Origin of the sequence: Streptomyces sp. NPDC018029 (assembly GCF_044327655.1) — a bacterium.
Taxonomy (GTDB): domain Bacteria; phylum Actinomycetota; class Actinomycetes; order Streptomycetales; family Streptomycetaceae; genus Streptomyces.
Genome location: NZ_JBIRFV010000014.1, coordinates 159,689 through 176,106, shown reverse-complemented (window position 1 = coordinate 176,106; position 16,418 = coordinate 159,689). Strand labels below are relative to the sequence as shown.

Sequence of the window (16,418 nt, the reverse complement as noted above, 5' to 3'; positions counted from 1 at the left end):
CGAATATTTTCGCAACAAAACCGCAGCATGGTATTCACCGCGCTGCGCAGGCCGCGGGTATTGCTGTGGACCGCGGCCGGCGTGGTGACCTTGGCGTTCCTCGTCGTACTGGAGATCGCCGCACGCCATTACGGCCTGCCGGGACCGATCGCCAATCAGGCGCGAGAAGTGATATTCGCCCCCAAGTCGGGCCCGCTGCTGTACGCCAGCATGGCGCTGATGATGGTGGTCCTCACCTGGCGGCAACGCGCCGTCGCGGCCGCCGCCGCGATCGGGATCGACCTGGTCTTCTTCCTGGTGCGCTGGATCGTCGGCGCCGACATGATGTTCGGCAACGGTGCGCTGTGGGTGATTCTGGGATATGGGGTCATCGCCCTGACCCGCCGCACCGGCCCCGAGCGTGTCCTGCTGCTCAAGGGCGTCGGCCTGGGCCTGCTCCTGGTGGCCGGCCGCAAGACCGGCGACACCTGGCTGCTCATCACCTCCAAGACCCGCCCCACCGTCCTGGACCAGTACGTGGCGACCGCCGACCACGCCCTGGGCAACCCCTCCTGGCTGGCCGGCCGCCTCGTCGAGGCCACCGGCCCCGTGGGCGCCCACGTCCTGGACTGGGTCTACATCCAGCTCGCGGTCGCCGCCGTCGCCGTCTCCCTCTACCAGCTGCGCCACGTGGCCACCGAGCGCCGCTTCCCGGGCCACTACCTGGTGCGCACCTTCCTGGTCATCGGCCTCCTGGGACCGGCCATCTACATGATCTTCCCGGTGGTCGGGCCGATCTTCACCTACGGCACCGGCGCCTTCGGCACCGGCGGCCAGCAGTGGGCGCTGGCCGACCTGTGGCCGCACACGCCGCCGCCGCTGGGCACCCCGCACGCCATCCCCTTCGACGAGATCACCCCCCGCAACTGCATGCCCAGCCTGCACACCGCATGGGCCACCGCGATCTTCATCCACTCCCGCAAGGGCCCGCGCCTGCTGCGCTACGCCGGCACGTTCTGGCTCATCGCCACCCTCGGCGCCACCCTGGGATTCGGCTACCACTACGGCGCGGACATCGTCGCCGGCGTGGTCTTCGCCTTCACCATCGACGCGGCCCTGCGCGCCCTGGACCGCGGCTGGGACCGCTCCGCCGTCCAGCTCGTCGTCCACGGCACGGCCGTCTTCACGCTGATGCTGGTCTCCTACCGCTACCTGCCGGTGCAGATGGCCGACCACCCGTGGCTGTTCGGACCGCTCCTGCTGCTGGCGATGATCTCCGTGGTCCACGGCTACGTACGCACCACCCGGCTGTGGGAGCCCAAGACCGCACCGGCCCAGCAACCCGAACCGCAGCCCGAAATGGTGTGAGCCGCACCCGGCCGGCAGCGCCGGACGCGGCCCCCCTCTTTTTTTCCGAACAAGACCCGGACACCGGCCGGCACCCCAGCACCCCAGCGGGTGAAAAACCCCGCCCCCCGCCCCGCCCCGGGGCGGCTAGCGCGGCGTGCTCTCCTGGCCCCTGAACGGGCCGCCGTGGCCGGGCACGATCACATCCGCGGCGGCCAGCACCCGCAGCCGGGAGGCGCGCAGCACCTCGCGGTCGGGCGCCACCGGGTCCTCCGCCGGACCCTGCGCGTGCCACCACAGGTCACCGGCGAAGGCGACCACCCCCGCCGCGGTGCCCGCCAGCAACGTGATGTCCTCACGGCTGTGGCCCGGCGTGCGGATCAGCCGCAGCGACGGCGTCAGCTCGTAGCCCTCCGCGTCCCGGTTGCGCCACTGATCGCCCCGGTACTCCACCTGGTGGTCGTGGACCCGGGCCCGCCCGAACAGACCCACGTTCATGGTGTTGTCCGGGTGGTGATGGCTCAGCACCACATCGGTGATGTCCTCGGGACCCAGCCCCAGCTCCGCGAGCGGCCCCAGGATGTCCGCACGGCTCGCCACCATGCCCGGATCGAAGATCACATGCCGGCCGGCATCGAAGACATAGGAGACGGTGGCGGCCACCCCGGGACCGGTGGAACCGACGTAACCCGTGGTCAAAATCGTGTACACGGCGCTGCGGCCGAGCGGTGCGTCTGTCGTCATGCCCCCATCCTTGTGCCCGGCCAGGACACCCACGAGTGGCACAACTGCCGCTGATCGCAGGATCAGTGCCACACTGCCCGCGTGCCCCCCTTCACCACCGTCGCCGCCTACACCCCGCCCGGCGCCGGCCTGCTCGCCGTCGGCATCGTCACCGAGATCTTCGGCCCGCACGGCACCGCACTGCCCGGCTTCGACTTCGCCCTGTGCACCGAGCACCCCGGCCCCGTCCCCACCGACCTGGGCACCCCGCTCACCGTCACGCACGGCCTGGACCGGCTCGCCCACGCCGACCTCGTGATCGCCCTGCCCTGGGCCGGCTTCCGCACCCCGCCCCCCGACACCGTCCTGGACGCCCTGGCCGCGGCACACCGGCGCGGCGCCCTGGTCGCGGCCCACTGCGTGGGCACCTTCGCCCTGGCCGCCGCCGGCCTCCTCAACGGCCGCCGGGCCACCACCCACTGGCGCTTCGCCGAACTGCTCGCCCACCGCCACCCGGCCGTCACCGTCGAACCCGACGCCCTCTACATCGACGAAGGCCCCATCCTCACCGGCGCCGGAGCCGCCGCCGGCTTCGACCTGTGCCTGCACCTGCTCAGAAGGGAACACGGCGCCGCGCTGGCCAACGCCGTCGCCCGGGACGTGGTGCTGCCCTCCCACCGCGACGGCGGCCAGGCCCAGTACCTGGCCGCCCCCACCCCCCAGGACTGCCGCGACGAACGCCTCACCGACGTCCTGGCCTGGGCCCGCGACCACCTCCACGAACCCCTGCCCGTGGCGGAACTGGCCCGCCGCGCCCTGATGAGCAAACGCTCCTTCGCCCGCCGCTTCACCGCCGCCACCGGCACCACCCCCCACGCCTGGCTGCGCACCCTGCGCCTGAGCAGCGCCGAAGAACTCCTGGAGACCACCGACCTGCCCATCGAGGAGATCGCCCGCCGCGTCGGCTACACCAGCGCGGCCGTCCTGCGCGAACAGTTCGTACGCCGCCGAGGCGTCCCCCCACGCACCTACCGCCGCTCCTTCACCACCACCCCCTGACCCCGCCTACGATCACCCCCGAGAGAGGGGGGTGATCGCATGGCCGGGGACAAGCGCTCCTGGAGGCGGCCCGGGAGCTGGTTCACCCGGGCGGCACGGCGCCGGGCACAGGAGGAACTCACCGACGCCGAGGCGCGGATCACCGCCTTCGGCGTCGCGCTGGACGAACACGACTTCGCCCCCGGCCAGGACGGTGCCACCGACGCGATGCGCGCCGACCTGGGCCGGGCCCTGGACGCCTACGAGGAGGCCAAGCGGGCCTTCGTCGGGGACCGCGACCGCGAGGACGCCCTGGACGTGCTGCGCGCCCTGGACGACGGCCGGCACGCGCTGGCCTGCCTGGACGCCCGCCGGGCGGGAGAGCCGCTGCCCCGCCGGCTGCCGCTGTGCTTCTTCGACGCCCGCCACGGGCGCGCCGTGCGCGAACTGCCCTGGGCCCCGCAGGGCGGCGCCACCCGCAACGTCGCGGCGTGCGCGGCCTGCGGCACCCGACACCAGGAACGGCGCCCCACACCCACCGCACTCGCGCGGCCGGACGCGGGCCGGGCACCGGCTCCCGCGCCCGCGGACGGCCGGGCGCAGGGGCAGGGCCCGGCCACCGCCCGGGTACGGCTGCCCCAGGTGGGCCGCCCCGCCGTCCTGGAGGTACGCAGCCACAGCGCCGGGCACCTGACCCTCACCCTGCTGCTCCGCGGCGACCAGCGACAGACCCACACCCTCGGCGACGGCCTCGCGCCGGTGCACGCCCACGTGCCGCTGCGCCGCTCGGGCAACCGCGAAGTGGCCCGCTTCCAGGTCCAGTTCCAAGGCGCGGCCGGGATTCTGTGGCAGGCGCGGGCCGAACCGGTCGAGGCCCTGCCCGAGTTCACCGGCCACCTCCACGGACGCGGCACGGACCTCATCCGCTACACGGGCGCGGCCGGCCCGGCCCTGCTGCGCCACCGCGGCCGCGGCACCGTACGCCTGCTGGCCCTGGACGAAGACCTCGCCGAGCCCGCCGAAACGGCCCGCGGCAAGGGCGACACCGACCTGCCGCTGCGCCTGCCGGGCCCCGGCATCTACCAGGTGCAGGCCCGCGGCAGCTGGACCCTGACCACCGGCCCCCGGACCCCGCACGACGAGACGGCCCAGGCCTGAGAAGGACCCCGCACGCAAAGACCGCGCAGGACCCAGAAGGACCCCCGCACACGTCAGCCGCCGCCCCCGGTGGGGAGGGCGGCGGTCAGGGGTGCGAACGCGGCGCGGCGTGCCTAGGACACGACCAGGGCGGAGCCGCCTTCGGGGGAGAGCGCGGCGAGCCGGCTGCGGGCGGCCTTGAGGGCGGCGCCTATCTCGCGGGTGCCGGTCGACACGCACAGCGTGTAGGCGACGTCCTCCATCCGCTGACGGGCTTCCTTGGTGCCCTTCTCGGCGTGCACAGCACGCAGCGTCTCGTACTGCTCGACCAGGTTCTTCAGCACCACGGGGTGTGCCATCAGCATCAGAGGCCTCCTCATCGCCACTACTCGCCGGGGGGTGTGCACCGCCCCTTGTGCCCCCGATTCAGATCGGCATTCCCCCACAAATCAGCATTGTCGCCCCGGTCGGCGACACCCTCCAGTCGAGCCACCGGGGCCCGGCGGGGGCAACGGCCGGAGCCCCGGTGCCGCCCCCGCCGGGCCCTCGGCCCCGCACGCCGTCAGAGGGCGGGGGTGAACCGCTCCCAGGCCCGGTGCGCGCCCAGCAGCCCGGTGACCGCCTCCAGCACCGCCTCGGGGCCCGCGCCGCTGACCACGCCCGCGGCGTCCGCGGGCAGCCCCGCCGCCTCCAGCGCGGCCGCGCCGCGCCCCCAGGCCCCGATGGCCTTGCCGTGCCGGAACGCCTCCATGAGCATCAGCAGCAGCCGCGGCTCGACCCCGGTCAGCAGGGCCGCGCCGTCGTCCGCCTTGGCATCCCGGGCCCCATAGGCGTCGGGCGCGGGGGCCGGGGCGCCGGCCAGCAGGAGGGCGTCGAACTCGATGGACCGGGCGGTGGCGAAGGTGCGCTGCACGGCGACCGGGTCGCCGTCGGGGTCCAGGGTGCCGCCGGCCGGGGCGATGACCAGCGGCACCATGCCCGCGTCCAGGACCGCCCGGCGCACCGTGCGCACCCCCTCCAGGTCACTGACACCGTCGGTGACGATGCCGACGATCCGGCCGTCCACCGGCCACTCCTGGCCCAGCTGGGACAGCGCCGGGCTCGGCTCGACCGCGGCCGGCGCCACCGACGGCTCCGGCGCCGGCAGCCCCAGGCCCGCGGCGACCTGCGCGCACAGCTGCGAGTCGATGTTGGCCAGCACCTGCAGGCCGCGCTTCTTGATCCCCTCGTTCCAGCACTTGCCGAGCTCGAAGGTGTAGGCGGCCGCGATGTGCTCGCGCTCGGTGGGCGTCATGCTGAGCCAGAACTGCCGGGGCTGGCTGAAGTGGTCGTCGAAGGTGGCCGCCGCGTCACGCACCTTGCGCGAGGCCGGCACCTCGGCCGGCACCTCGATGTAGGCCCCGGTGTCCGCGCCCGCCAGGAACGGGCAGCCGCCGTCCACCGAGTTGGGCCGGTAGGGCGCCGCACCCCGGTGCACGGCCGTCTGGTGCATGCCGTCGCGCAGCATGTCGTTGACGGGCGCATGGGTGCGGTTGATCGGCAGCTGGGCGAAGTTGGGCCCGCCCAGGCGGCTGATCTGGGTGTCGAGATAGGAGAAGAGCCGCCCCTGCAGCAGCGGGTCGTCGGTGACGTCGATGCCCGGGACGAGATGGCCCGGGTGGAAGGCGACCTGCTCGGTCTCGGCGAAGTAGTTCGAGGGGTTGGCGTTCAGCGTCATCAGCCCGATCGGCTGCACCGGCGCCAGTTCCTCGGGCACGATCTTCGTCGGATCCAGCAGGTCGATGCCCTCGAACATCTGGTCCTCGGTGTCGGGGAAGGTCTGCACCCCCAGCTCCCACTCCGGAAAGGCGCCCGCCTCGATGGCGTCGGCCAGGTCACGGCGGTGGAAGTCGGGGTCCACCCCGCCGGTGATCTGCGCCTCCTCCCACACCTGGGAGTGCACACCCAGCCGGGGCTTCCAGTGGAACTTCACCAAGGTGGTGGCGCCCTCGGCGTTGACCAGCCGGAAGGTGTGGACGCCGAAACCCTCCATCATCCGGTACGAGCGCGGGATGCCGCGGTCCGACATGTTCCACAGCGTGTGGTGGGTGGCCTCGGTGTGCAGGGTCACGAAGTCCCAGAACGTGTCGTGCGCGCTCTGCGCCTGCGGGATCTCCCGGTCCGGATGCGGCTTGCCGGCATGGATGATGTCGGGAAACTTGATCGCGTCCTGGATGAAGAACACCGGGATGTTGTTGCCGACCAGGTCGAAGACGCCCTCCTCGGTGTAGAACTTCGTCGCGAAGCCACGGGTGTCGCGCACGGTGTCGGCGGAGCCGCGCGAACCGAGCACGGTGGAGAAGCGCACATACACCGGCGTCTCCACCCCCTCGGCGAGGAACCCCGCCTTGGTGATCCCCGCGGCACTGCCGTACGCCCGGAAGACACCGTGCGCGGCCGCCCCGCGGGCGTGCACCACCCGCTCGGGGATGCGCTCGTGGTCGAAGTGAGTGATCTTCTCCCGCAGATGGTGGTCCTGCAGCAGCACCGGACCGCGCGGACCCGCCTTCAGCGAATGGTCGGTCTCATACAGGCGCGCCCCCTGCGCGGTGGTCAGGTAGGCCCCCTCCTGGGCGACCTTCTCCTGCGGCACCCCGGTGGGCTGCCCCGTGGGACTGTAGGTCTGCGGACCGCGCTGGTCGGCCTTGGGCGGCAACGGCTCGCGCGGCTCGGTGGGCTCCTCCACCGGCACCGCCTCCGGGCCCGGGGCACCGGGAATCTCGTTACCGGACCGCATGGCGTTCTGGACCTTCTGCACAGCCTTCTCCGCGGCGGCCGACACCGGGTTCTTCTTCTCGCTCACTGGATTCCGATCGTTCGAGACGGGACCGTGGCACGCACAGCGGTGCGTGACACGCGGCAGGGGCGCTATCGCGAGACGACGGGTACCCCACGACTTCTTGTGGGACACATGTACTGCGCCGTCCGGGCCCCTCGCCCGACCCGCCCGGCCGGAACCCGCCACCGGAACTGCCGCACGGCAGCAGGCATGACGGCAGGCCGGCCCGGCCGGCCTGCCGTCATGCCCGCTGTCCCCCGCCTGCCCTCACCCGACCACCGGCGACGCCGCCGGAGCGCGACCGGCACCGGCCTGCCGCAGCGAGACCATGAGCAAGGTCATGAGCAAGGTCATGAGCGAGGTCATGCACCGGCCGCCGCGGGCTGCTCCTCACCCTGCACCGCGCCGCCCTGCTTCTTGCCGTCCTGCTCCTCGCCCTGCTTCCCGGCCGGTGCCGCGGCCGCCTGCGCGGGCACCGGCGCCGCAGCGGCGGTGTAGAACACGGACGAGCCCTGCTTGCTGCGCTGGGCCTGGCTCTTGGCCACCAGCCCTTCGAGCGTGGTGCGCACCACGGTCGTCTTCACGCTGCGCTGCGGGTGGGCCTGGCCCAGGGCCGTGGCGATCTCCGCCGCCGAGCGCGGCTCGCTCTGCTCGGCGAGATGCCCGCGGATCAGCTCGACCAGCGTCGGCTGCGCCGGCTTGGCGGGCTTGGCGGCCTCGGCCTTGCCTGCCTCGGTCTTGCCTGTCTCCTTGCCGGAGCTCTTCGCGGCCCCCTTTCCTGTCACCTTCCCGGAGCTCTTCGCAGCGCCCTTCCCGGCGCTCTTGCCCGCGGCCGCCTTCTGCGGAGCGCTCGTGGTCACCCGCGCCCGCTTGCCCGCCGCGGCGGAGCCGGGCGACTTCTTCTTCGTACGGGGGGCGGGCACCGCGGCCCGCTCCTGCGGGGCCGCCGGCTCCGGGGCGGCCGGCTCCTCGCCGAGCGCCTGCTGGATGCTGACCAGCACCGCGTGGTCACGCTGATGGGCCGCCAACTGCTCCTGCAAGGAGGCGATTTCCGCGCTGAGGCGCTGCTGCTCCTTGGCGTTGCGTTCGAGGTCGGCACGGACTTGAGCGGTGTACTGCGATGTCAGTTCGGTGGCGGAAACGTTCTCGGACATGGGGCGCACAACCTTTCCCGGACCTGGGGCCGGAGTTGAAGAACCTGCTGCACATGTGTGCTTCCCGGGACCGGGGTTGGGGCCCGGGCCTGCGGGGTGACAGCAATATTCAGTACACAGATGCCCTGACACGGCGATAGTACGGACAACCGGAGCGGCCCATTCTCCTTGAGCATGCTGTGAACCGACCCGTGTTTGCACAGATCCGATGACATGGGCGGCGGCCTGACCACGCGAAGAGCCCCGGAACGCCATGCGTTCCGGGGCTCAGTCACCGACCGGGGAGGGGTGGGGGTGCGGTCTAGTAGGGGCCGTTGACGTTGTCGATCGAGCCGTACCGGTCGGCCGCGTAGTTGCAGGCGGCGGTGATGTTGGCGACCGGGTCGTAGCTGTCCGTCGAGGTGCCGGGCACGTGGTAGGCGGAGAACGTGGGGCCGATGACCTGCAGGAGGCCCTTGGAGGGGGTTCCCGCGACGGCGTTGGAGTCCCAGTTGTTGATGGCCATCGGGTTGCCGGAGGACTCCCGCATGATGTTGCGGTGGATGCCCTCGTAGGTGCCGGGGATGCCGTGCTGGGCCATGATGTCGAGCGACTGCCGGATCCAGCCGTCGAGGTTGTTGGCGTAGGACTTCTTCACCGCGGCGGGCTCGGCGGCGTTGGCGCGCTCGGAGCGGTCCGCCCGCTCGGGGGCGGCCGGGGCCTTGGTGCCCAGGGTGAGCTTGAGGCCGGGGTGGATCAGCTTCGGGTCGTCGCCGAGGACGCCGCGGTTGTCCTGGTACAGCTTCTGCCAGCCGCCGCTCACGGAGTGCTCCTGGGCGATCCCGGCCAGGGAGTCACCCGCGACGACGACATAGGTCTTCGGGGCCGCGGCGGGCTTGGCGGCCGCGGCGGCCGGCGCGGCGGCGGCCGTGGTGGCGCCGAGCACCGGAAGAACGAGCACGGCGCCGCCCGTGCCCGCGGCGGCGATGCCCCGGGTGAGCGGGCTGGACTTGGGGCGGCGGTGCTTACCCTTTGCGGGCATGACGAATTCCTCTCCGTCGCCTGCGGGGTGAGCTGTCGGGTTCGGACGGGAGATGTCCGGTCGCAGGGAATGCGACTTCACCCCGAGCCGTCCCGTCACCGGGATCGGCGGCTTACCTGGGTCCCCCGCTCCTGCCGTGCGTAAGTGAGTGGGTGTGGGTGGGAGAGTTTCCGGACAGCGGCAGGATTCGGCGTTCCATCCGGATTGACGGTGACGTTAGGCGAGAAAGCCGGTGCGGAACAAGGCCGGAATTCGAATGAGAGGAATGCACGGGGCTCTTCCCGGGCCCTCACGACCCCGCCCTCTCTTTGATCGAAAACCCAACTCTCTTTGCGCAGAACGAAACCGCACACAGCGGCCCGCGCCGCCACGGGCCGCGGGGCGTGACCCATTTCACTGGGCGGGAGCCGGGTGGCGCGCGACGCGGCCGGGCAGCAGAGGGCGGTATTTCGCTCAAGTCACCCACAGAGCGGTCAAAGTCTCACCTAGGCTACTAAAGCCTCAAGGTGGACCGATTCGGTGGAATACGGACAAGCGCAAAGGTGCCCATTCGCGGCAGAACGGTCATACCTCCGGCCGGGGTCGACCTGTCGGCCTGCCCGGTCCGTCCCGGGGTCCGCTCGTGGGGGAGCTGCAATCACTGCCGTCGTGAGACAACAGCGAACACCACGTCAATAACGCTTCTGGCAAGGGCTTGTGGGGACCGGACGCCCGCAACTCGCCCCCGGCGGGCAGGCGGAATGGCAAGCCCGGTAAAGAAAGTGACGCCTGCCCAGAAAAGAAGAACAGTCACCGCAACGGCGCCCACCCGACCGGCCTGCAGGATTTCCCTTTCCATTCCGACGAAAACTGACAGGGGAACGAAAAGCGGCCGGGGGCGGATGTGAAAGGGAACGGCCGGGCAAGGCACTTGCCGGCCTGCCCGCGTACAAGATGCCGCCCACCCGGCGGCGAACCGCCGCCCGCAGATGCCTGCTGCGCCCGCACCGTGGTGCGAGGCACCTCCCAAGTGGCGTAGGGTGAAGGAACACGACGCGGGGTGGAGCAGCTCGGTAGCTCGCTGGGCTCATAACCCAGAGGTCGCAGGTTCAAATCCTGTCCCCGCTACTGCAACAGCAGGGTCCGGATCCCATGTGGATCCGGGCCCTGCTGTGTGTTACCGGCGGCCGCGAAGCACCCGGCCGAACCGGGAATGGGGCGGCCTTTCGTCCGAAGCGACAGCTGAACTGCCGGTCAGGGCACCGCACATGACCGGCATGGCGGTGACGGGCCGGCTGACGATGGGCCGGAAGAGAACCTGGCCGCACCGGCGAACTTCACCTTCGAGCTTCCCGAGGCGAAGAACCCGTACTGAACGTCATGGGCCTGCCGGACAGCCGACATGACTGCTCCGCCCGGCCCGCAGGGGCGGCACCACTGACACCGACACCCTGACAGCCCTGACCCGTGCCACCAGTCGCACAACCATTCGCCCACCCCACCGGTCAAACGCGCGACACACACAGCAAGATCCGATGGGGGAGTCTTGAAGAAGCTCACGGCGGCGCTGACCACGGGCCTCGTGGTCTGCACCGCCACACTGGTCGCCGCACCCGCGGCGCACGCAGGGGACGGCGATTCGCGCAGCCGCACGGAAACCCTGCAGGAGGGCGGCAAGCTCTACGCCCTCTACGAGCACATGTCCGCGCGTTTCCACCCCAGGGACGTCACGCTCGAGATCCACGCCAAGAACGACCCCGAGGTCCTCGCCAGCCTCCGCCTCACCGGCACCGAGACCTGCCCCGACACGGGCCAGTGTTACGAGGACACCTTCCGCTCCGAGCCGGTCACCCTGCCCGCCATGGGCGCCTACGTGATCGACGTCGTGGCCAGGGACGGACAGCCCGACGAGATCGTCCAGCGGTCGACCGGCTTTCTCAACTACGGGCTCAACCCCAAGCTGACCCTCACCAGCAGCCACCCCTGGATCTCCTACGACAACCCGACCGCCAAGGTCACCGGATCCCTGGTGGCCGAGGACCCCCGCACCCACGAGGTGAAGCCCTTCGCCGGGGTGGGCATGTACTACCGCGCCCGGGAGACCCGCAGAGAGGGATGGGTGTGGACGAACGCGGCAGGGCGGTTCACCACGTCGGGGTACTCCGGTGAGGGCGGCACCGACGTCACCTATGAGTACATGTTCGACCAGCAGTACGAGTCGCTCCACCTGCCCTTCCGCCGGCAGGAACTGAAGCTCAAGGTCGACGCCCCGGCCGGCACGGTCACCGCGCCCTACGGCAGTGACATCCCGGTCAGCGGCAAGCTCACCCGCATCGCGGACGACGGCACCGAAAAGCCGCTCGCCGCCGAGGTGCGGATCGGCCCCGAAGGCACCGGAGACCCCGGCAAGATCGTGGTGAGCGGCGAGAACGGCGCCTTCTCCACCGGCTACACCGTCCGGCGCAGCGGCCCGGTCAGCGTCCAGCCGAGTGCGCGGAACTGGTTCACGGCCCCGACCCCGCACTCCTTCACGCTGGCCAGGCCCCCGCGCACGAGCGAGCTGACGGACGTCAAGGCCACGGTGAGCAAGTACCGCAAGGTCACCTTCACCGGCAAGCTCGGCGTCACCCAGGGCACCTACCCGGCGGGCACCACGGCACAGGTGTCCATCGACCACCGCCCCGCGGGAGGGACCTGGTCGAGCACCGGCACCTTCGACGCCGCCTACGGCGACTCCTTCACCGCCTCCTCGCCGAAGAAGGCCGACGCGGGCGCCCAGTGGCGGCTGCGCCTGGTCAACTCGGGCGTGGATAGCGCGAGTTTCAAGCTGGGCCGCAAGTACACCCAGGTCTGGGACGACGGTGTCACGCCCGAGGGCGTCCGCAAGGGCACCAAGGTCACCGCCAAGGGCGGCCTGATGCAGAAGTCCGGATCCACCTGGCGGCCGTACGGCGGGCAGAAGATCCGCGTCTGGTTCAAGGCCGCGACGGCCGGTTCCGACTGGAAGGAGCTGGGCAGCACCAGGACGCTGAGCAACGGCACGTTCAGCAAGAAGTTCACCGCCCAGCAGGACGGCACCTGGCAGATGCGCTACACCGACACGGTCAGCTCCCACTACGCCGACTACGGCCGCGAGGACTACGTCGACGTCCGCTAGCAGGCCCCGGGGCACTGAGCGCCACGCACGAAGGCGGCCCCGCCTTCGTGCGTGGACCGGGCCGGCCGGACAACTTCGGCAACCGCGCCCGGAGATGAGCGACACGGCCCCTGCTATCGTGCGCCGATGCCAACGATCAAGCAGTTCCAGGTCACCTTCGACTGCGCGGAGCCCGAGCGCGTGGCCCGCTTCTGGTGCGAGGTGCTGGGTTACGTCGTACCGCCGCCCCCGCAGGGCTTCGCCACCTGGGACGACTTCAACCGCGCCCAGCCCGCCGAGGAGCGGGGCGCATGGTTCGCGTGCAGCGACCCCTCAGGGGTGGGCCCGCGCCTGTTCTTCCAGCGCGTCCCCGAAGGCAAGACCGCCAAGAACCGGGTGCACCTGGACGTGCGGGCCGGCACCGGACTCGTGGGGGAGGAGCGCCTGGCCGTCCTCGAGGCCGAATGCGCCCGCCTGGTCGCACTCGGCGCGACCCGCGTCCAACTGCTGCCCGCCGACGAGGACAACGAGTCGTGCATCGTGATGCAGGACATCGAGGGCAACGAGTTCTGCCTCGACTGACCCGCCACCTGCTGTCACCGAGGGCTCACCGGTGCTCGGGTGAGGCCTGCCGCCGGGAAAGAGCCAGCCTGCGCCGCTCTCGGTCGATCTCGGTGACGACGACCGTGACCTCGTCGCCGACCTGGACGGCATCCGACGGGGCGGGCACGGGCGTCCGGGTGAGCTCGCGCAGGTGGACCAGTCCCTCGATGCCGTCGGCGACCTGGACGAAGACGCCGAAGGGGACCAGCTTGGTGACCTGTCCGCGCAGTTTCCGCCCTACCGCGATGCTGTCGGCAAATGCCTGGAAGGGGTCCGGCAGCAGCGCTCGCAAGGACAGTCTGGCCTCCAGGTTCCAGGTGTCGAACTGGAGGAACTCGCCTGAGACCCGCTGTCCGACCCGCACGACGTCGGAAGCTGCTTCGATGCGCCGCCAGGACAGATCGGGGACGGTGACGAACCCGACGCCGGGGAAGACCGGGTGGCCGGGGCCCTCGTCCAGCGCCACGAAGACGCCGAACCGTTCGATCGCCGCGACGGTGCCGGAAAGGAGCTGGCCGTAGTGCAGTGCTTCCAGGAACGTCCACAGCTCCGGGTTTTCAGACCGTCCACCCATCATGCCGCCAGCCTTTCACGGGGCGCCGTGCCAGGAGGGAGTGAGCGATGAGCGACCAGCGCCGGCAAGACGACGAAGAACCCACCTGGGGCTCCTTCAGTGCCAGGGGGAAGCTCCTGGCCGTGGTCGGGATCACGGGCCTCGGCGTCGGGGTCGCGGCCCTCGTCATGCTCTTCCTCCTGCTCATGGTCCTGCTCGTCACCGCCGCGTTCAGCGACTCGATCGAGTTCGACGGGGCGGGCACCCTGCTCTGGGCCGCCCTGCTGTGTCTGCCCTGCGGGCTGCTCGCCGGTGTCTTCACCGCGCCGGTGCGCTTCCTGCTGCGGCTCAACCCGCCCTCGCAGCGCACCCGGCAGGCGGTGGAGGCCCTCTGCTCCTGCCTCACCACGTTCCTGGCCGCCCTGTTCGTCCTGGAGTTCACCCCCGGGCTGCACGCCGCCAACCCGTGGCTGCCCTCGGCGGCGGCCACCGTGCTCGGGATCGTGGCGAACCTGGTGCTGGACCGGGCGCAGTCACGCCCAAAGCGGCGGCCGCACAGCCGGCAGAGGCGGTAGCGGTCACCCGCACGAGCCGGGGCGGTGCCCCAGCTCGCGCATGGCGATGATCAGGGAGCGTTCGCGGGCGAAGTCGGCGTGCACGTGCACCGCGGCCGGCGACAGGTGCTCCACGGCCTCGTCGATGGCCGCCAGCGCCTGGGCGTAGTGGCCCAGGCCGCGGTGGGCGGTGGCTTCGCGGAACAGCGCGATCGGGTCGGTCCGGTCGGCGAACGCCTCGTGGCCCAGGATGCGGAGCATGGCCTCGTCGCGGCCCGCCAGGCCGTGGGACAGCCACAGGCCGTGCAACAGGACGTGCAGCGTCTTGGCATGGTTGCCGGCCTGCGCGAGCACCTCTTCCATGCGCGGGTATCCGCTGCGGTCGGACCGGGCGAGCAGGGCGAAGGCCCACAACGCCCGTGAGTAGCAGTCCAGTTCGTCGCCGCCGTGCCGGGCCAGTGTCGCGAAGAGGTCCTCGATGCTGTGACAGCGGAAGTCGTAGCGCAGACTGTTGAGGTAGAGGTGGCGCAGGGCGCGAGCCGCGGCCGGCTCGTCGTGCCGGGCGATGCGACGGGCGACCTCGTGCGGTTCCAGCAACAGCAGCGCGCTGCGCCCCATGGCACGGGCCTGCCACGCGGCGTCGGCGCACACCTCGGCCGACTCCTGCCAGGTGGCCCCCACGCCGCCGAGCAGGTCCGCGAGCAGCACAGGCCAGCACTCACCCTGCGCGGCCGAGGCCGCCGCGGCCGCGCGCAGGCGATGCAGCAGCACCTCACGCCCGCCCGGGACCGTGGCATGCGTCATCGGGTCCTTGCCTTCCGTGGCCGGCCCCCGCCGGCTGCCCCCCGCCACCCAGTGCGCGCAGGAGCGGGGTGAGCGGGCCCGTGGGCAGGGGCGCTCAGGGCGGCCCGGAGCACAGCGCGGTGGCAAGGAGGGACCGATCCCGCCTTGCCACCGCGCCGCCTGCGGCTGCCGAGCGCGTGCGTCAGCGCCGGACGCCGGGCGCGTGGCCCGTGCCCTCGTGGTCGTAGCCCGCGGCCTCGGCCCAGACGATGCCGAGCGGGCCGCCGACGCTGTCGTACGTACCGGCGAACCCCTCGTGGTCGTAGCTCAGCTGGTGGTGCGGGGCGTAGCGGTCGTGGTCGTCGTCGTTGGCGACGGCCGCGCCCGCCCCGAGGGCCAGGACGGACGCGGTCAGGGCGGCGGCGAGGATGGTCGAGCGAACGCGCATGAGTATATTCCTCCTGGAATATGCAGGTACTGTCGCTATGTCACCTGCCGCGGCAGCGGGGCCGGGTAACGGCACAGCCCACCCTCTCCACCCGAACGGGCCCCGGAGTGCCTACCGCACGGCCCACTTGATCGGCTCCTTGTAGTACCCCTGCGAGTACGTCACCGCCTTCAGCGTGGCGTCGGCGGGGATGAGGTAGGGCTCGCACACGGTGCGCGTCTCGCCCTTCTTCCAGATGTCCTCGCCCTCCAGGCTCTTCCTGCCGTCGTCGCCGACACAGTCGGCGGGGCGGCTGGAGAGGTCGCCGATGAGGATGAACTTGGTCGCGGGCTCACCCGCGGAGGTCTCGCCGCTCACGTCGCTCATCACCATCGGCTCCTTGACCGCGGAACCGCCCACGTGGGTGGCCTTCACATAGATCCAGGCGACCTTCAGGTCCTTGTACTTCTTCTGGTCGTTCAGCTCGTCGAGGTCGGCCGGCTTGCCCAGGGTGACCTTCGTCGGCGTGAGGGAGAACGTGCCGGTCTTCTCGTACTTGGTTATCTCCTGCACCGGCCCGGCCTGCCCGAGCTTGAGGTGCTTGGGCGCCTGACTCGACTCCGCCGCCCCGCCGGACCCGCCGGACCTGCTCTTCTTGCCGGAGCCGCCGCCGCACGCGGCCACGGAGAGAGCGGTGAGGGCGGCCAGGGCCGCGAGGCCGATGCGCCGGCGGTACCGGGTGGTGCGCTGAGTACTCATGTGTTTCCTGTGTTTCCTGATTCTGTGGTTCTCGGTGCGGGGGGTGGCTGGTTCGTGGGGGAGGGGGAGGGGAGGCCGGCAGTGGCGCGCGCGGCGTCACGACCGTCAGAGAATGCCATGGGGCCAAAGCCGCGCGTACCGCGCATGGGGGTCCGAGGTCCTTTGAGGCCAGGACTTTCGCCGCAACCGCACCGGGGTGAGTTTTCCTAAGCTACTGACTGTCCGTCAGGCCCGAGGCGTCCGGCAAGAAGGGCAGTGCCGGTTGGCGGTTTGGGGTCCCCCGGCGAGGTCGGGGAGCGGGGAGTGCTGATGCCAAGCCCCGCCCCCCGGAGTGCGCCTCTCGCCGTTCCTTCGGCAGTCCGGGGCGGGCGCGGCCGGGCTGCCGAAGGGGTGCTGTCAAGGCACGG

General features: G+C 71.4%; 15 protein-coding genes, 1 tRNA gene and 1 riboswitch. Of the genes, 7 read left to right on the top strand and 9 right to left on the bottom strand.

Annotated features, from left to right (window positions below; genetic code table 11):
* The first annotated feature begins 27 nt into the window (after positions 1-27).
* Complete coding sequence (locus ACH4D5_RS34615; protein WP_398310699.1) at positions 28-1,347, top strand: phosphatase PAP2 family protein; 1,320 nt, start codon at positions 28-30, stop codon at positions 1,345-1,347.
* Between the two features lie 126 nt (positions 1,348-1,473).
* Here the strand turns inward: ACH4D5_RS34615 and ACH4D5_RS34610 are convergent, their stop codons facing one another.
* Positions 1,474-2,070, bottom strand: coding sequence for an MBL fold metallo-hydrolase (locus tag ACH4D5_RS34610; protein WP_398310696.1), 597 nt, complete (start codon positions 2,068-2,070; stop codon positions 1,474-1,476).
* An 81-nt stretch (positions 2,071-2,151) separates the two neighbouring features.
* Between ACH4D5_RS34610 and ACH4D5_RS34605 the strand changes: the two genes are divergently transcribed.
* Together ACH4D5_RS34605 and ACH4D5_RS34600 are read left to right on the top strand one after the other, a co-directional pair.
* Positions 2,152-3,108 (top strand): GlxA family transcriptional regulator, encoded by a 957-nt coding sequence (locus ACH4D5_RS34605; protein WP_398310693.1) that lies wholly within the window; start codon positions 2,152-2,154, stop codon positions 3,106-3,108.
* 39 nt (positions 3,109-3,147) lie between these two features.
* The gene (locus ACH4D5_RS34600; RefSeq protein ID WP_398310690.1) at positions 3,148-4,245 is read left to right on the top strand and encodes a hypothetical protein; all 1,098 of its coding nucleotides are present in this window, start codon (positions 3,148-3,150) and stop codon (positions 4,243-4,245) included.
* 113 nt (positions 4,246-4,358) lie between these two features.
* Here ACH4D5_RS34600 and ACH4D5_RS34595 read toward each other — a convergent pair whose 3' ends face one another.
* The 4 genes from ACH4D5_RS34595 to ACH4D5_RS34580 form a co-directional block, all read right to left on the bottom strand.
* The gene (locus ACH4D5_RS34595; protein WP_398310687.1) at positions 4,359-4,589 is read right to left on the bottom strand and encodes a DUF5133 domain-containing protein; all 231 of its coding nucleotides are present in this window, start codon (positions 4,587-4,589) and stop codon (positions 4,359-4,361) included.
* 197 nt (positions 4,590-4,786) lie between these two features.
* On the bottom strand, positions 4,787-7,066 hold the full coding sequence (locus tag ACH4D5_RS34590; protein ID WP_398310684.1) for a catalase: 2,280 nt from the start codon (positions 7,064-7,066) through the stop codon (positions 4,787-4,789).
* Between the two features lie 338 nt (positions 7,067-7,404).
* Positions 7,405-8,196 carry a hypothetical protein gene (locus ACH4D5_RS34585; protein WP_398310681.1) on the bottom strand — a complete coding sequence of 264 codons (792 nt, stop codon included), beginning with the start codon at positions 8,194-8,196 and terminating at the stop codon, positions 7,405-7,407.
* 301 nt (positions 8,197-8,497) lie between these two features.
* Complete coding sequence (locus ACH4D5_RS34580; RefSeq protein ID WP_398310678.1) at positions 8,498-9,217, bottom strand: transglycosylase SLT domain-containing protein; 720 nt, start codon at positions 9,215-9,217, stop codon at positions 8,498-8,500.
* Positions 9,218-9,221: 4 nt separating this feature from the next.
* A riboswitch (cyclic di-AMP (ydaO/yuaA leader) is annotated at positions 9,222-9,382 on the bottom strand.
* Between the two features lie 868 nt (positions 9,383-10,250).
* On the opposite strand from ACH4D5_RS34580, the gene ACH4D5_RS34575 reads away from it, so the two are divergent.
* The 3 genes from ACH4D5_RS34575 (at position 10,251) to ACH4D5_RS34565 (ending at position 12,914) form a co-directional block, all read left to right on the top strand.
* A tRNA-Met gene (locus tag ACH4D5_RS34575) sits at positions 10,251-10,324 on the top strand.
* A 418-nt stretch (positions 10,325-10,742) separates the two neighbouring features.
* On the top strand, positions 10,743-12,353 hold the full coding sequence (locus ACH4D5_RS34570; protein WP_398310675.1) for a hypothetical protein: 1,611 nt from the start codon (positions 10,743-10,745) through the stop codon (positions 12,351-12,353).
* Between the two features lie 126 nt (positions 12,354-12,479).
* The gene (locus ACH4D5_RS34565; RefSeq protein WP_398310672.1) at positions 12,480-12,914 is read left to right on the top strand and encodes a VOC family protein; all 435 of its coding nucleotides are present in this window, start codon (positions 12,480-12,482) and stop codon (positions 12,912-12,914) included.
* A 25-nt stretch (positions 12,915-12,939) separates the two neighbouring features.
* Here ACH4D5_RS34565 and ACH4D5_RS34560 read toward each other — a convergent pair whose 3' ends face one another.
* On the bottom strand, positions 12,940-13,512 hold the full coding sequence (locus ACH4D5_RS34560) for a S1 RNA-binding domain-containing protein (RefSeq protein WP_398310669.1): 573 nt from the start codon (positions 13,510-13,512) through the stop codon (positions 12,940-12,942).
* 44 nt (positions 13,513-13,556) lie between these two features.
* Here ACH4D5_RS34560 and ACH4D5_RS34555 point away from each other — a divergent pair, with 44 nt between their 5' ends.
* Complete coding sequence (locus ACH4D5_RS34555; protein ID WP_398310666.1) at positions 13,557-14,063, top strand: hypothetical protein; 507 nt, start codon at positions 13,557-13,559, stop codon at positions 14,061-14,063.
* Positions 14,064-14,066: 3 nt separating this feature from the next.
* Here ACH4D5_RS34555 and ACH4D5_RS34550 read toward each other — a convergent pair whose 3' ends face one another.
* The 3 genes from ACH4D5_RS34550 to ACH4D5_RS34540 all read right to left on the bottom strand — a co-directional run bounded on the left by ACH4D5_RS34550 (position 14,067) and on the right by ACH4D5_RS34540 (position 16,011).
* Entirely contained in the window at positions 14,067-14,846 is a 780-nt protein-coding gene (locus ACH4D5_RS34550; RefSeq protein ID WP_398310664.1) for a hypothetical protein, read from the bottom strand.
* A gap of 181 nt (positions 14,847-15,027) precedes the next feature.
* Entirely contained in the window at positions 15,028-15,273 is a 246-nt protein-coding gene (locus ACH4D5_RS34545) for a hypothetical protein (RefSeq protein WP_398310661.1), read from the bottom strand.
* A gap of 111 nt (positions 15,274-15,384) precedes the next feature.
* Positions 15,385-16,011, bottom strand: coding sequence for a hypothetical protein (locus ACH4D5_RS34540; protein WP_398310658.1), 627 nt, complete (start codon positions 16,009-16,011; stop codon positions 15,385-15,387).
* Positions 16,012-16,418 lie beyond the last annotated feature (407 nt).

What these genes read in the sequence shown, in the direction of transcription:
- ACH4D5_RS34540 (WP_398310658.1), bottom strand. Translation starts at nt 16,011, where the DNA reads ATGAGTACTCAGCGCACCACCCGGTACCGCCGGCGCATCGGCCTCGCG.
- ACH4D5_RS34580 (WP_398310678.1), bottom strand. Translation starts at nt 9,217, where the DNA reads ATGCCCGCAAAGGGTAAGCACCGCCGCCCCAAGTCCAGCCCGCTCACC.
- ACH4D5_RS34545 (WP_398310661.1), bottom strand. Translation starts at nt 15,273, where the DNA reads ATGCGCGTTCGCTCGACCATCCTCGCCGCCGCCCTGACCGCGTCCGTC.
- ACH4D5_RS34585 (WP_398310681.1), bottom strand. Translation starts at nt 8,196, where the DNA reads ATGTCCGAGAACGTTTCCGCCACCGAACTGACATCGCAGTACACCGCT.
- ACH4D5_RS34595 (WP_398310687.1), bottom strand. Translation starts at nt 4,589, where the DNA reads ATGCTGATGGCACACCCCGTGGTGCTGAAGAACCTGGTCGAGCAGTAC.
- ACH4D5_RS34565 (WP_398310672.1), top strand. Translation starts at nt 12,480, where the DNA reads ATGCCAACGATCAAGCAGTTCCAGGTCACCTTCGACTGCGCGGAGCCC.
- ACH4D5_RS34560 (WP_398310669.1), bottom strand. Translation starts at nt 13,512, where the DNA reads ATGATGGGTGGACGGTCTGAAAACCCGGAGCTGTGGACGTTCCTGGAA.
- ACH4D5_RS34615 (WP_398310699.1), top strand. Translation starts at nt 28, where the DNA reads ATGGTATTCACCGCGCTGCGCAGGCCGCGGGTATTGCTGTGGACCGCG.
- ACH4D5_RS34550 (WP_398310664.1), bottom strand. Translation starts at nt 14,846, where the DNA reads ATGACGCATGCCACGGTCCCGGGCGGGCGTGAGGTGCTGCTGCATCGC.
- ACH4D5_RS34555 (WP_398310666.1), top strand. Translation starts at nt 13,557, where the DNA reads ATGAGCGACCAGCGCCGGCAAGACGACGAAGAACCCACCTGGGGCTCC.
- ACH4D5_RS34610 (WP_398310696.1), bottom strand. Translation starts at nt 2,070, where the DNA reads ATGACGACAGACGCACCGCTCGGCCGCAGCGCCGTGTACACGATTTTG.
- ACH4D5_RS34600 (WP_398310690.1), top strand. Translation starts at nt 3,148, where the DNA reads ATGGCCGGGGACAAGCGCTCCTGGAGGCGGCCCGGGAGCTGGTTCACC.